Here is a 12,967-nt window from a genome sequence, read left to right on the forward strand (position 1 = left end):
GGTCGCCATGGACGGCTTCGAGATCCACGACCCGCGCTTTCGCGCCTTCGTGCTGCCGAACGCTCCGTTGGAGACCCTCGCGGAAGGGTTTCGCTGGTGCGAGGGCCCGGTCTGGTTCGGCGACCGGGACGAACTCCTGTTCAGCGACCTGCCCAACGACCGGGTGATGCGCTGGAGCGAGCATGGCGGCCTCAGCGTCTTCCGCGCGCCGAGCGGCTTCGAGAACGGACATGCCCGCGACCGCGAGGGGAGGCTGCTCTCGTGCTCGCATCGCGGGCGCTGCATCACCCGGACCGAACTCGACGGCACCGTCACGGTGCTGGCCGACCGGTACGAGGGACGGCGCCTGAATTCGCCCAACGACATCGTCTGCCGGTCCGACGGGACGATCTGGTTCACCGATCCGCCCTACGGCATCCAGACGGATTACGAGGGCGGCAAGCAGGTCTCCGAACTGCCGGCACGGGTCTACCGCCTCGACCCGACAACGGGCGACCTCACCATCGTGGCCGACGATTTCGAAGGGCCGAACGGCCTGTGCTTCTCGCCCGACGAGACCCGGCTGTACATCGCCGAAAGCGGCCTGCAATTCGCCGATGCGCCGACGCGGCACCTGCGGGTGTTCGTGGTCGGCGCAGGCGGCAGCCTCTCCGGCGGGCGGGTGTTCCATACGGTCGAGCCCGGCTTCGCCGATGGGTTCTGTTGCGATACGGACGGGAACCTGTGGTCGAGCGCCGGCGACGGCGTCCACTGCATCGACCCATCCGGCGCCCTGCTCGGCAAGATCCTGACGCCCGGCCCCGTCGCCAACCTCGCCTTCGGCGGTCGTGAACGGTCGCGCCTGTTCCTCTGCGCCGGCCAGTGCCTCCAAGCGATCTACCTCAACCAGCGCGGAGCGCGCCTGCTGTGAGGCCCCGCGTCACCCGTCTCCTCGGCCTCAGTCGCACGGTGGCGGATCTCGCCCGAACGGAGGCGTTCTACCGCGACGGGCTCGATTTCCGCCGCCTCGGCCCGGTCGAACGTATCCCGAGCGCCGTACTGGATGCGCTCGGCCTTCCGGAGGCCAGCGGGGGGCGGTTGCGTATGGGGCTTGGGGACCAGAGCATCGAGTTCCTGGCCTTCGATACGCCCGGTCAGCGCTACCCCATCGGTGCCCTGGCCAACGATCCGTGGTTCCAGCACGCCGCCATCGTGGTCGCGGACATGAACCGCGCCGTCGCGCGCCTCGACTCCTTCGCACCCGTGCCGATCTCGCGCGGCGGTCCGCAGCGCCTGCCGCCCACCTCCGGAGGCGTCACAGCCTGGAAGTTTCGCGATCCCGACGGACATCCCCTGGAGCTCCTGGCCTTTCCGGAGGGTGCGGGCGCCCGGCATTGGGCCGAAGCCCCCGGCCTGTTTCGCGGCATCGATCATTCCGCCATCACGGTCGCGGACGCGGAATCCGCCATCGCATTCTTCCGCGACGCCCTCGGGCTGCACCTCGACGGACGGAGCCGCAACAGCGGGCACGAGCAGGCCGCCCTCGACGGCTTGGACGAGCCCGTGGTCGACGTGATCGCGCTCCGGCCCGACGCGGAGGCGGTGCCGCACGTCGAACTCCTGCATTACCGCGCGCCCGTTCCCACCGCCGCCCGCCGGCCCTTCACGGCCCGCGACCGGTTCACCTCCCGGCTCCGCTTCGGCCTCCGCGACCTGCCGGCCCTTCGCGACCGGCTCGCGCGCGACTGGCCGCACGTTCCGCTTCACGCCGCACGCGACGGCAGCGTGATCGGTCTCGCGGGGCCCGACGCGCACGGAATCCTGCTCATCGCGGAGGGCTGAGGCTGCCCCACCTCACATGAGCCCCGTGCAGAGCTCGGCCTTGACGCGCCCGGCCCTACGCGTCCAATGCCCGGCTTCGGAGTCCCTCGCGGAACTCCTCAGGGCTACCCGCCCCAATCCGGGCCCGTGAGGGGCCGCGGGAGGTCCGCGAGAGCCGCTCAGATCGGGACGCCCGCCGATGCCACCGCTCCTCGCCCTGCCGTTTCCCGCCATCGATCCGGTGGCGGTGGCCATCGGGCCGCTCACCATCAAGTGGTACGCGCTATCCTACATCGCGGGCCTGCTCGGCGGCTGGTTCTACGCCCGCCGGCTCGTGGCCATCGACCGGCTCTGGGGGGCCGGCAAACGGCCGAGCCTCGACGACATCGACGATCTCATCGTCTGGGTGGCGCTCGGCGTCGTACTCGGCGGGCGCATCGGCTACGTGCTGTTCTACAACCTGCCCCTCTACCTGAACGACCCCCTGGAGATCCTCGCCATCCGCAACGGCGGCATGTCGTTCCATGGCGGGTTCCTCGGGGCGGTGCTGGCCATGGGTCTGTTCGCGCGCTCGCGGAATCTCGCGCCCTTCAAGCTGTTCGATCTCGCCGCCGTCACCGTCCCCATCGGGCTGTTCTTCGGCCGCATCGCGAATTTCGTGAACGGCGAGCTGTGGGGCCGTATCGCCCCGGACTTCGATTATGCCGTGGTGTTTCCCTCCGGCGGCCCCCTGCCCCGCCACCCGAGTCAGCTCTACGAGGCGGCCACGGAAGGCGCCCTGCTGTTCGGGGTGATGGCTGTGGCGGTACGGGTGTTCGGCTTCCGCAGGCCGGGGCTTCTCAGCGGGATCTTCGTCCTCGGCTACGCCCTCGCCCGGACGTTCTGCGAGTTCTTCCGCGAGCCCGACCGGCAGCTCGGCTACCTCTTCGGCACCGAGGGCTGGCGCACCGGCGGAATCACCATGGGGATGCTGCTCTGCGTGCCCATGGCGTTGGTCGGCATCGCCACCATTCTGCTCGCCGCCCGTGGCGTGACCGCTCCGCGGGAATCCGTTTCCAAGCGGCCCGATCCCGCCCGGACCGATCCGACGTGACGACGCCGCTCTTCGCAATTCTGCGCGATGAGATCCTCGCCACGGGGCCGATGCCGCTGGCGCGCTACATGGACCTCTGCCTCGGCCATCCGGTCCATGGCTATTATCGCACGCGCGATCCCCTCGGCGCGGCCGGGGATTTCACCACCGCGCCGGAGATCTCGCAGATGTTCGGCGAGCTCATCGGCATCTGGATCGCCGCCACCTGGGGTGCCCTCGGCGCGCCCGCCGACCTCGCACTGGTGGAACTCGGCCCCGGGCGCGGCACCCTGATGCAGGACGCGCTCCGGGCCCTCGCCCGCGCCGCCCCGGATCTTCGCCCCCACCTCCACCTCGTCGAGACGAGTCCGGTGTTGCGGGCGGCGCAGGCAGACCGTCTCGCCGCCGTCCGGCCGACCTGGCACGAGACGGTGGAGACCGTGCCGCCGGGGCCCGCCCTGGTGGTGGCCAACGAATTCTTCGACGCCCTGCCGGTGCGCCAGTTCCAGCGTACGGAGCGTGGCTGGTTCGAGCGCTGCATCGGCCTGACACCCGAGGGGGAGCGCCTCGCCTTCGGGCTCGGCGCGGAGCCCGATCCGCGCATCGTGCATCAAGCCCCTGTCGGCGTGATCCTCACCCTGCCGGGCGCCGCCCTCGACACCGTCCGCATCCTCGCCCGGCGCCTCGTGCGCGACCGGGGCGCCCTGCTGTCCATTGATTACGGCCATACGCAGCCGGCCTTCGGCGATTCGCTCCAGGCGGTGGCGCAGCACCGCTTCGTCGATCCCCTGGCGGCACCGGGGGAAGCCGACCTCACCACCCACGTGGATTTCTCCGCCCTGGCTCGGGCCGCCTCGGCCGAAGGCGCCCGGGTGCACGGACCGGTCGACCAGCGTGATTTCCTCCAGGCCCTTGGCCTCGGCGCGCGTGCCGAGCGCCTGGGAGCCGGCGCAACGCCGCAGCAGGCGGTTCGGATCGCCGCAGCCGTCTCGCGCCTCACCGATCCGGCCCGGCGCGGCATGGGCAGCCTGTTCAAGGCGATGGCGGTCTCCGATCCCGCCTTGGCCGCCCTGCCCGGACTTCCGACGCCCGACCGTTGACGCCCGCGTCCGAGGCCGCGGCTTCGCGAACCCGGCGTTTCCGGCAGCCGCCCGTCACCGTCGGATGTGATCAAGCCCCGCCTTGCAGGGACGGTAACCCGCGCTTCACCGATCCGTACGGCCGGGCTGGGAGGGAGATCGCACGACGCCCGGGTGGCCCCGGGCGCCGCGCGTCCACCGAGCCCGTTTCAGAAACTCACGGCGCGAACCCGGCGCACCTGCGGGATCGCGTCGATCTGCTTCAGCACCGCATCCGACACCGGCGCATCCACGGCGCACAGGCAGATGGCGCTGCCACCTTCCTCCTCGCGGCCAAGGTTGAACGTCGCCACGTTGACGTTCGCTTCGCCCAGGATGCTGCCCAGCCGCCCGATGAAGCCCGGCTTGTCGTGATTGCGCACGTAGAGCATGTGGCGCGCGAAGGCCGCGTCGATGGCGATGGAGCGGATCTCGATCACCCGGGGCTTGCCGTCGTGGAACACGGTCCCGGCCGCGTCGCGCGGCATGTCCTCGGCGTCGACAGTGATGCGGATCACCGATTCGAAATCCGTGACCGCACCCTCGCGCTTGATCTCGTCGACGACGATCCCCCTCTCCCGGGCGAGCGCTGGGGCCGACACCATGTTGATGTCCTGCAGGAACGGCCGCAGCACACCCGTGATGGCGGCGGAGGTCAGCGCACGGGTGTTCATGGAGGCCACCGCCCCCTCGTAGGTGATGCGGATGCCCTTGATCGGCGCCTCCGTGAGCTGCCCGAGGAACGAGCCGAGCTTTTCGGCGAGGGCCACGAACGGCTTCAGGCGTGGCGCCTCGTCGGCGGAGATGGAGGGGAAGTTGATGGCGTTGGTGATGGCGCCCTGGAGCAGGTAGTCGGACATCTGCTCGGCCACCTGCAGGGCGACGTTCTCCTGGGCCTCGTTGGTGGAGGCGCCGAGATGCGGCGTGCAGATGACGTTCGGATGCCCGAACAGTGGGTTCTCCTTGGCGGGTTCGGTGATGAACACGTCGAGGGCCGCGCCGGCGACATGACCGGAATCGAGGGCGGCCCGCAGGGCGACCTCGTCGACGAGGCCGCCGCGGGCGCAGTTGACGATCCGCACGCCGCGCTTGGTCTTGGCGATGGCCTCGGCCGACAGGATGTTGCGGGTCTTGTCCGTCATCGGCACGTGCAGGGTGATGATGTCGGCCCGCGCCAGCAGGGCGTCGAGTTCGACCTTCTCGACGCCGAGCTCGACGGCGCGCTCCGGCGACAGGTAGGGGTCGTAGGCCACCACCTTGAGCTTGAGTCCGATGGCCCGGTCGGCCACGATGGCGCCGATGTTGCCGCAGCCGATGATCCCGAGGGTCTTGGCCGTCAGCTCGACGCCCATGAAGCGGTTCTTCTCCCACTTGCCGGCCTGGGTCGAGGCGTCGGCCTGGGGCAATTGGCGGGCGAGCGCGAACATCAGCGCGATGGCATGTTCGGCGGTGGTGATGGAATTGCCGAAGGGCGTGTTCATCACGATGATGCCGCGGGCGGTCGCCGCCGCCACGTCGACGTTGTCGACGCCGATGCCGGCCCGGCCGATCACCTTGAGGCGACCCGCCTCGGCGATGACCTTGCTGGTGACCTTGGAGGCCGAGCGGATGGCGAGCCCGTCGTAATGGCCGATGATCGCCGTGAAGGCGTCCTTGTCCTTGCCGAGGTCGGGAATGAAGTCGACGTCGATGCCGCGGTCGCGAAAGATCTGCACGGCCGCATCGGAGAGAGCGTCGGAAATGAGCACCTTGGGAGCAGCCATGATGGCCTCCGGGTTCTAGGAAAAGGGGATTTTGGGGTTAGGCGCAGGGCACCTCGCCCCTTTCCTGCGGACGACCGTTTTCACACGGATCGCGGGCAGCGCGGGTCCCCACACATTCCAGGAGAGGGACAGGGTGAGGTGTGTGACCTTTTCGGATGGTTCGCACACCTCACCCCAACCCTCTCCTTCCAGGAGAGGGGGCCGGTCGCGCCTTTCATGAACCCCTTCGGGCCTTCAGAACGGCGACGGTGCGGGTGTACGAATCCGGCATCCTCCCCCGCAGAGGGGGGGCGGCCCTACGCGGCCTGCGCGAGCTTCGCCTTCTCGGCGGCGAACGCCCAGTCGAGCCACGGCATCAGCGCTTCGAGGTCCGAGGCCTCCACCGTGCCGCCGCACCAGATGCGCAGGCCCGCCGGGGCATCGCGATAGGCGCCGATGTCGTAGGCGATGCCCTCGCGGTCGAGGGTGTCGGCGATCCCCTTGGCCACGGCCTCGACGGCCTTTTCACCCTTCGCCAGCACGTCCGGATCGGTGATCACGAGGCACACGCCGGTGTTGGTGTAGGTGGCGGCATTGGCAGCGAGATGGCCGATCCATGGGGTGCGGGCGACCCAGTCGTGGACCACCTTCGCGTTGGCGTCGGCACGGGCGAAGAGCGCCTCGAGGCCGCCGATGCTCTTGGCCCAGTTCAGCGTGTCGAGGTAATCCTCCACTGCCAGCATAGAGGGCGTGTTGATGGTGTCGCCCTTGAAGATGCCCTCGATGAGCTTGCCGTCCTTGGCCATGCGGAAGACCTTCGGCACGGGCCAGGCCGGCGTATTTCCCTCGATGCGCGCGACGGCACGGGGCGAGAGCACGATCATGCCGTGCGCGGCCTCGCCGCCCATGACCTTCTGCCAAGAGAAGGTCACGACATCGAGCTTGTCCCAGGCGAGCGGCATGGCGAAGGCGGCCGAGGTGGCGTCGCAGATGGTGACGCCCTCGCGGTCGGCCGCGATCCAGTCGCCGTCGGGCACGCGGACGCCGGCGGCGGTGCCGTTCCAGGTGAAGATCACGTCGTTGTGCCGGGTATCGACGGCGGACAGATCCGGCAGGATGCCGTAATCCCCCACATGGACCTTCGGAGAAATCTTGAGTTCCTTGAGGGCGTCCGTGACCCATTCGAGGCCGAACGCCTCCCAGGCCACGACCTCGACGGTGCGCGTCCCCAGCATCGACCACATGGCCATCTCGACGGCACCGGTGTCGGAAGCCGGAACGATGCCGATGCGGTAATCGGCCGGCACCTGCAGCACGGTGCGGGTGAGGTCGATGGCTTCCTTGAGCTTGGCCTTGCCGATCACCGAGCGGTGGGAGCGCCCGAGGGCGGCGCCTTCGAGGGCCTGGAGGCTCCAGCCGGGGCGCTTGGTGCAAGGACCGGACGAGAAATTCGGCACGCGGGGGCGCGTGGTGGGTCGGCTCATGGTGGTCATCCTTACAGATGAAAGCTCCTCGTTGGGGAGGAGTGGCCCGCCCGGAGCAGTGAACCGCGCGCGGCGTCGGGGCAAGTTTCTTTTTATGAAACTCAGTTGGCTTTCGATAAAAGCCGTTTGAGGCAGCCTACAGACGGCTTATTCGCCCCACCATGACTTGTGTCTCACCGCTCGGATGGGTCGAGCAGGTCCGGCCGGCGTTCGCGGGTGAGGCGGAGGGCCTCCTCGGCGCGCCAGCGCGCGATGGCACCGTGATTGCCGCCGGTGAGCACGTCCGGGATGGTTCGCCCCTCCCAGTCCCGGGGCCGGGTGTAGTGCGGGTATTCGAGGCGCCCGCCCTCGAAGCTCTCCTCGACGCCCGAGGCTAGCTTGCCCATGACGCCGGGGAGCAGGCGCACGCAGGCATCGAGCAAAGTCAGGGCTGCGATTTCGCCGCCGGACAGGATGTAGTCGCCGATGGAGACCTCCTCCAGGCCGCGTCCGGCGATGACCCGCTCGTCGACGCCCTCGAACCGACCGCAGACGACGACGACGCCCGGCCCCGCGCTCAGGGCGCGAACGCGGGCTTGGGTCAGGGGTTTTCCGCGCGGGCTCATGAGCAGGCGCGGGCGCGGATCGTCCACCGGGGCCGCCGCGTCGAGGGCCGCCGCCAGCACGTCGCAGCGCAGCACCATGCCGGCCCCGCCCCCGGCGGGGGTGTCGTCCACGGCGCGGTGGCGGCCGAGGCCGTGCTCGCGAATCTGGCGAGCCTCCAGGGTCCAGGTGCCCCGCGCCAGGGCTTCGCCCGAGAGGGAGTGACCAAGCGGCCCGGGAAACATCTCGGGGTAGAGGGTGAGGAGGGTGGCGCGCCAGGCCGTGCGGTCTTGAGCCGTGCTGTCTTGGTCTGCGGGGTCCTGAGTCGTGCTGTCTTGAGCAGTGCGGTCTTGAGTCATGATGCTCCATGACGCGGGCTGGGGCGGCGGGTCAACGCACGACGGGCGGGCACCTTTGCCGGCCGGGGCCGGTTGTCCCGGCATGATGCGCTTCGCTCCGCTTGCCGCCGCTCTCCTCGGCCTCCTTCCCGTGCCGGCGCACGCCGCCGAGCCCCTCGGGCCGCCGGGTCTCCCGGCCGCCGCCTTCCCGAAACCCGACCGGCCGGTGGCGGAGATCATCGCGCCGCTCTGGGCCCAGGAAGGGCAGCGCGACCGGGTCGACGAGGTCGGGCAGGTCGCGCGCCTCATGGGGATCGGGCCGGGCCAGACCGTCGCGGATATCGGCGCGGGCAGCGGCTACTACACCGTGCGGCTGGCGACGCGGGTCGGCCCCCAGGGCCGCGTGCTCGCCGAGGACGTGACCCCGGATTACCTCGCGGGCCTCGAACGCCGCGTGGCGGCGCTCCCCAACGTCACGGTGGTGCGGGGCGAGGCGCACGACCCCCGTCTGCCCCCGGTCTCCGTCGATGCCGCGGTTCTCGTGCACATGTACCACGAGATCACCCAGCCCTTCGGCCTGCTGTACAATCTGGCGGCGGCGATGAAGCCCGGCGGCCGGGTCGGCATCGTCGACGCCGACGCGATTCCCTCCCGCCACGGCACGCCGCCGGCCCTGCTGCGCTGCGAACTCGCCGCCGCGGGCTACCGGGAGACCGGGTTTCAGGTCCTCGACGGTGGCGTCGGCTACCTGGCGATCTTCGAAGCCCCCGCCGTCGCGGCCCGGCCGGAGCCCGCCGCGATCCGGCCCTGCCGGGACACGGCGACCCGCACCGCCCCGACGCCGCGCTGAGGGCGGTTCACCCTTCGGTAGCGGGCTTGGCGCTACGGTCCCGACGAACTTTTCGACGGGAGGCGCGGCGTGATCCTCGGCCTGTGGCTCGACTTTCCGGTCTGGCTGATCTTCACCAGCCTGGGCGGTGTCTTCGCGGGAGCCACCGGGCTCCTCGTGCTCGTGACCAACTCGCGCCGGACCCGGCCAATCCTGTTGCGCCTCGGCACCGGCATGGTACCGGCCTATTTCACCGCGATCTCGGTGCTGCTCGCCCTGCTCACGGGTACCGTCGCCAACGATGCGTGGGAGCGCCAGCGTCAGGCGGGGCGGGTGGTGCAGAACGAGCGCTCGAACCTCCTGGCGGCCCACGATCTCAGCCTCGCCACGGTGTCGGACATGAGCGAGATCCGCGCCGCCCTCGTGACCTACGCCAACGCCCTGATCCTGGACGAATGGCCGAAGATGACGGACGGGCTGTCGTCGCCCGTGGCGGGGGCCGCCCTGGGTCGCCTGATGGCGGTGTCGGCCGACCCCAAGCACGAGGCGGCGGGCCGGGCCGCCCATGCCCTCCTGCTCGACGCCGTGATGAACCTGCGTACGGCCCGGGGTGAACGCCTCGCGCTCAGCGACGCGCAGGGGGATCAATCGAAATGGCTGACCCTGATGGTTCTGGCCGGGCTGACCCTCGTCGCCATCGGCCTCGTCCACCTCGAACGCCCCGTGGCGCAGGCGACGACGCTCGTCATGTTCTCCATCGCCATGGTGACGACTTTGGGGGTCGTCGCCCTGCACGAGCGCCCGTTCGACGGCCCCATGGCGCGAAGCCCGGCGCCCATCGAACGGGCGAAGGCGGTGATGGTGGAGGGGCGGGGTTAGGGCGGGCGCCTCAGGGCTGGTGTGCCCGTCGCGATGTTGTTCGCGCTGTCCTGCCCTTCATCGAAGGACCAGGAACAGAGTGGCATGACAGGAAGCGAGATCGCCCGGATTCATGCGATCGAGGATCGCCGCTGTGCGGGAGCGCCGTTCCGGCCCTAGACGGGCTCCTCCGGCGGGCGCGGCCCGGCCGGAGCGAACAGGTCGTCGGGGGGATCGATCACGACCCGGCCGCCGGCGATGTCGAGTTCCGGCACGAAGGCCTTGGTGAAGGGCAGCAGCGCCGTGGCGCCGCCGAGCGCCGGCTTGATCTCCAGGAGATCGCCGCCGCCGTAATTCGGCACGTCCGCGACGGTGCCGAGGCGGGTGCCCGCGGTGTCGACCACGTCGAGACCCACGAGATCGGCGGTGAAGAACTCGTCCGCGTCCGCCACGGTGCCGAGACGCTCGCGGGGGAGGTAAAGGGCGAGGCGGTTGAGGCTTTCCGCCCCCGTGCGGTCGGTCACACCCTTGACCCGCACCACGAGGAGGTCGGGCGCGGCACCGCCGGCCTGGCGCACGTCGGTGAGTTCGATGCGGCGGCCGTCGGCGCCGAGGAGCGGGCCGTAGGACGCGATGGCCTGCGGGTCGCCGGTGTAGGATTTCAGGCGGATCTCGCCGTTGAGCCCATGCGCCCGGCCGAACTCGCCCATCTGGACGAGGCTCGGATCGGTGGCGGGCAGGGGCGCATCGGCATCGGGCCTCAGTCGGTGGGCCGAAGTCGGTACGCTCTCGCCGATGCGTCCGGGACGCGCGCGGCGTCCGCCGTCCCCGTGGGGCGTGTGACCGGGGGGACGGCGGGCCATCGCTGGCGCCTCAGGCCGCGGCGTCTTCGGCCGGGGCAGCGGCCTTCTCGGCGCGCTTGGCGGCGCGCTCCTTGGCCTTCTCGCCCGGCTCGGCCTTCTGCGGGTTGTTGCGCACGGGGCGCTTGGCGAGGCCGGCGGCGTCGAGGAAGCGCAGGACGCGGTCGGTGGGCTGGGCGCCCTTGGCGAGCCAGGCCTGGATCTTGTCGGACTCCAGCACGATGCGGGCCGGATCGTCCTTGGCCTTCATGGGATCGTACACGCCGACCTTCTCGATGAAGCGGCCGTCGCGGGGCGCGCGGGCGTCGGCGACGACGATGCGGTAGTACGGGCGCTTCTTGGCGCCGCCACGGGTGAGACGGATCTTGAGGGACATGGTGTCTACTTTCTCTCTTCGATTGCGTTGTGATTGGCCGCAATCGTCTGGTGGTGCCGGATGACTTCCTTGACCACGAAGGTCAGGAAGGTCTCGGCGAAATCGGGATCGAGCTTGGCGTCGATCGCGAGTTTGCGCAGGCGGGCGATCTGCATCGACTCCCGCCCGGGATCGGAAGCGGGCAGGCCCTTGCGGGCCTTCAGTTCGCCGACCCGCTGGGTGCAGCGGAACCGCTCGGCGAGCAGGTAGATCAGGGCGGCATCGAAATTGTCGATGCTCTCGCGCAGGCGCACGAGTTCGGGGTCGATCCCCTGCGCCGCCATGGTCTCGGGGCCACTCATTTCTTTTTCCCCGGCAGAAAGCCGCCGAGGCCGGGCAGGCCCTTGCCGCCGAGCCCCGGAAGGCCCGGCATCTTGCCCCCACCGCCGAGGCCCGGGGGCATCGGGGGCAGCTTGCCGCCGAACTGCTTCTGCATGTCGGCGATCATCTCGGGCGTCGGCTCCGGCAGGCCCGGCATGCCGCCCGGCATCCCGCCGCCGCCCATTCCGCCACCCATGCCGAACATGGAGCCGAGGGCCTGGCCGATGCCGCGCTTGCCCGAACCCATGGCCTTCATCATGTCGGCCATGGTCCGGTGCATCTTGAGGAGCTTGTTCAGCTCCTCGACCTTCGTCCCCGAACCCGCCGCGATGCGCTTCTTGCGGGAGTTCTTGAGGAGGTCGGGATTCTTGCGCTCCTGCGCGGTCATCGACGAGATGATGGCGCGCTGGCGGGCGAACATCTTCTCGTCGAGGTTGGCGTTCTCGACCTGCTTCTTGATCTGGCCCATGCCCGGAAGCATGCCCATCAGGCCGCCGATGCCGCCCATCTTCTCCATCTGGGCGAGCTGCATCGACAGGTCGTCGAGGTCGAACTTGCCCTTGCGCATCTTCTCCGCGGTGCGGAGCGCCTGCTCGTGGTCGATGGTCTCGGCGGCCTTCTCCACGAGGGAGACGATGTCGCCCATGCCGAGGATGCGGTTGGCGACGCGGGAGGGGTGGAACTCCTCGAGCGCATCGACCTTCTCGCCGGTGCCCACGAGCTTGATCGGCTTGCCGGTGACGGCGCGCATGGACAGCGCCGCGCCGCCGCGCGAATCGCCGTCCATGCGGGTGAGCACGATGCCGGTGACGCCGAGGCGCTGGTCGAAGGCCCGGGCGGTGACGACCGCGTCCTGGCCGGTCAGGGCGTCGGCCACCAGCAGGACTTCGTGCGGGTTGGTGGCGGCCTTGACCTCGGCCGCCTCCTGCATCAGCGCCTCGTCGAGGGTGGTGCGGCCGGCGGTGTCGAGCATCACCACGTCGAAGCCGCCGAGGCGGGCCGCATCCATGGCGCGCCGGGCGATCTGCACGGCCGACTGGCCGGCGACGATGGGCAGGCACTCGACCTCGACCTGACGCGCCAGGATCGCCAGCTGCTCCATGGCGGCCGGGCGCCGGGTGTCGAGGGAGGCGAGCAGCACCTTGCGCTTGTCGCGCGAGGCCAGCCGGCGGGCGATCTTGGCCGTCGTGGTGGTCTTGCCCGAGCCCTGGAGGCCGACCATCAGGATGGCGACGGGGGCGGGCGCGTTGAGGTCGATGAGCCCGACATCCGAGCCCAGCATCGCCGTCAGCTCGTCGTTGACGATCTTGACGACCATCTGGCCGGGGGTGACCGATTTGACGACGACGGCACCGACAGCCTTCTCGCGCACCTTCTCGGTGAAGTCGCGCACCACTTCGAGGGCGACGTCGGCCTCGAGCAGGGCGCGCCGGACCTCCCGCAGGGCGGCCGTGACGTCGGCCTCCGTGAGGGCGCCGCGGCGCGTCAGCCCCGAGAGAATGCCGGACAGGCGATCGGACAGGCCTTCGAACATGCGTCAGGCTCCCT

At 70.2% G+C, this 12,967-nt stretch carries 13 protein-coding genes; 6 read left to right on the forward strand and 7 right to left on the reverse strand.

Features of this window, described 5'->3' with window-relative positions; all coding sequences use genetic code 11:
- The first annotated feature begins 7 nt into the window (after positions 1 to 7).
- The 4 genes from ASF27_RS09210 to ASF27_RS09225 all read left to right on the forward strand — a co-directional run bounded on the left by ASF27_RS09210 (position 8) and on the right by ASF27_RS09225 (position 3,972).
- Entirely contained in the window at positions 8 to 910 is a 903-nt protein-coding gene (locus ASF27_RS09210; protein ID WP_056359469.1) for an SMP-30/gluconolactonase/LRE family protein, read from the forward strand.
- Positions 907 to 1,821: a VOC family protein gene (locus ASF27_RS09215; RefSeq protein WP_056359472.1), complete on the forward strand. Its 915-nt coding sequence runs from the start codon at positions 907 to 909 to the stop codon at positions 1,819 to 1,821. Before ASF27_RS09210 ends, ASF27_RS09215 begins: the two co-directional genes overlap by 4 nt.
- Positions 1,822 to 1,999: 178 nt before the next feature.
- The gene (lgt, locus tag ASF27_RS09220) at positions 2,000 to 2,893 is read left to right on the forward strand and encodes a prolipoprotein diacylglyceryl transferase (RefSeq protein ID WP_056359476.1); all 894 of its coding nucleotides are present in this window, start codon (positions 2,000 to 2,002) and stop codon (positions 2,891 to 2,893) included.
- A 50-nt stretch (positions 2,894 to 2,943) separates the two neighbouring features.
- The gene (locus ASF27_RS09225; RefSeq protein ID WP_056359724.1) at positions 2,944 to 3,972 is read left to right on the forward strand and encodes an SAM-dependent methyltransferase; all 1,029 of its coding nucleotides are present in this window, start codon (positions 2,944 to 2,946) and stop codon (positions 3,970 to 3,972) included.
- 188 nt (positions 3,973 to 4,160) lie between these two features.
- Here ASF27_RS09225 and serA read toward each other — a convergent pair whose 3' ends face one another.
- The 3 genes from serA to trmD all read right to left on the reverse strand — a co-directional run bounded on the left by serA (position 4,161) and on the right by trmD (position 8,157).
- The gene (gene serA / locus ASF27_RS09230; protein ID WP_056359480.1) at positions 4,161 to 5,753 is read right to left on the reverse strand and encodes a phosphoglycerate dehydrogenase; all 1,593 of its coding nucleotides are present in this window, start codon (positions 5,751 to 5,753) and stop codon (positions 4,161 to 4,163) included.
- Between the two features lie 296 nt (positions 5,754 to 6,049).
- Positions 6,050 to 7,216, reverse strand: coding sequence for a phosphoserine transaminase (locus ASF27_RS09235; RefSeq protein ID WP_082478949.1), 1,167 nt, complete (start codon positions 7,214 to 7,216; stop codon positions 6,050 to 6,052).
- A 173-nt stretch (positions 7,217 to 7,389) separates the two neighbouring features.
- Entirely contained in the window at positions 7,390 to 8,157 is a 768-nt protein-coding gene (gene trmD / locus ASF27_RS09240) for a tRNA (guanosine(37)-N1)-methyltransferase TrmD (RefSeq protein WP_082478909.1), read from the reverse strand.
- An 82-nt stretch (positions 8,158 to 8,239) separates the two neighbouring features.
- Here trmD and ASF27_RS09245 point away from each other — a divergent pair, with 82 nt between their 5' ends.
- Together ASF27_RS09245 and ASF27_RS09250 are read left to right on the forward strand one after the other, a co-directional pair.
- Positions 8,240 to 8,986 carry a methyltransferase domain-containing protein gene (locus tag ASF27_RS09245; protein WP_056359729.1) on the forward strand — a complete coding sequence of 249 codons (747 nt, stop codon included), beginning with the start codon at positions 8,240 to 8,242 and terminating at the stop codon, positions 8,984 to 8,986.
- A 69-nt stretch (positions 8,987 to 9,055) separates the two neighbouring features.
- Positions 9,056 to 9,844 (forward strand): DUF4239 domain-containing protein, encoded by a 789-nt coding sequence (locus ASF27_RS09250; RefSeq protein ID WP_056359487.1) that lies wholly within the window; start codon positions 9,056 to 9,058, stop codon positions 9,842 to 9,844.
- 155 nt (positions 9,845 to 9,999) lie between these two features.
- On the opposite strand, the gene rimM is transcribed toward ASF27_RS09250, so the two are convergent.
- From rimM to ffh, 4 genes are read right to left on the reverse strand one after another with little or no spacing between them, the layout of a single operon-like run.
- Complete coding sequence (rimM, locus tag ASF27_RS09255; protein WP_056170090.1) at positions 10,000 to 10,686, reverse strand: ribosome maturation factor RimM; 687 nt, start codon at positions 10,684 to 10,686, stop codon at positions 10,000 to 10,002.
- A gap of 10 nt (positions 10,687 to 10,696) precedes the next feature.
- Positions 10,697 to 11,059, reverse strand: a complete 363-nt coding sequence (gene rpsP, locus ASF27_RS09260) for a 30S ribosomal protein S16 (protein ID WP_056170094.1) — start codon at positions 11,057 to 11,059, stop codon at positions 10,697 to 10,699.
- Between the two features lie 5 nt (positions 11,060 to 11,064).
- Positions 11,065 to 11,382 (reverse strand): chorismate mutase, encoded by a 318-nt coding sequence (locus ASF27_RS09265; RefSeq protein ID WP_056170686.1) that lies wholly within the window; start codon positions 11,380 to 11,382, stop codon positions 11,065 to 11,067.
- A gap of 14 nt (positions 11,383 to 11,396) precedes the next feature.
- A complete protein-coding gene (gene ffh / locus ASF27_RS09270; RefSeq protein ID WP_056359490.1) occupies positions 11,397 to 12,953 on the reverse strand; it encodes a signal recognition particle protein in 1,557 nt (518 codons plus the stop codon).
- Between the last annotated feature and the right edge of the window lie 14 nt (positions 12,954 to 12,967).

It is taken from the genome of Methylobacterium sp. Leaf102 (assembly GCF_001422425.1).
In the GTDB taxonomy this organism is placed as follows: Bacteria; Pseudomonadota; Alphaproteobacteria; order Rhizobiales; family Beijerinckiaceae; genus Methylobacterium.

Coding starts and splice junctions, on each gene's coding strand:
- rimM (WP_056170090.1), bottom strand. CDS start 10,686: ATGGCCCGCCGTCCCCCCGGTCACACGCCCCACGGGGACGGCGGACGC.
- trmD (WP_082478909.1), bottom strand. CDS start 8,157: ATGACTCAAGACCGCACTGCTCAAGACAGCACGACTCAGGACCCCGCA.
- serA (WP_056359480.1), bottom strand. CDS start 5,753: ATGGCTGCTCCCAAGGTGCTCATTTCCGACGCTCTCTCCGATGCGGCC.
- ASF27_RS09245 (WP_056359729.1), top strand. CDS start 8,240: ATGATGCGCTTCGCTCCGCTTGCCGCCGCTCTCCTCGGCCTCCTTCCC.
- ASF27_RS09265 (WP_056170686.1), bottom strand. CDS start 11,382: ATGGCGGCGCAGGGGATCGACCCCGAACTCGTGCGCCTGCGCGAGAGC.
- lgt (WP_056359476.1), top strand. CDS start 2,000: ATGCCACCGCTCCTCGCCCTGCCGTTTCCCGCCATCGATCCGGTGGCG.
- ASF27_RS09235 (WP_082478949.1), bottom strand. CDS start 7,216: ATGAGCCGACCCACCACGCGCCCCCGCGTGCCGAATTTCTCGTCCGGT.
- rpsP (WP_056170094.1), bottom strand. CDS start 11,059: ATGTCCCTCAAGATCCGTCTCACCCGTGGCGGCGCCAAGAAGCGCCCG.
- ASF27_RS09210 (WP_056359469.1), top strand. CDS start 8: ATGGACGGCTTCGAGATCCACGACCCGCGCTTTCGCGCCTTCGTGCTG.
- ffh (WP_056359490.1), bottom strand. CDS start 12,953: ATGTTCGAAGGCCTGTCCGATCGCCTGTCCGGCATTCTCTCGGGGCTG.
- ASF27_RS09225 (WP_056359724.1), top strand. CDS start 2,944: ATGCCGCTGGCGCGCTACATGGACCTCTGCCTCGGCCATCCGGTCCAT.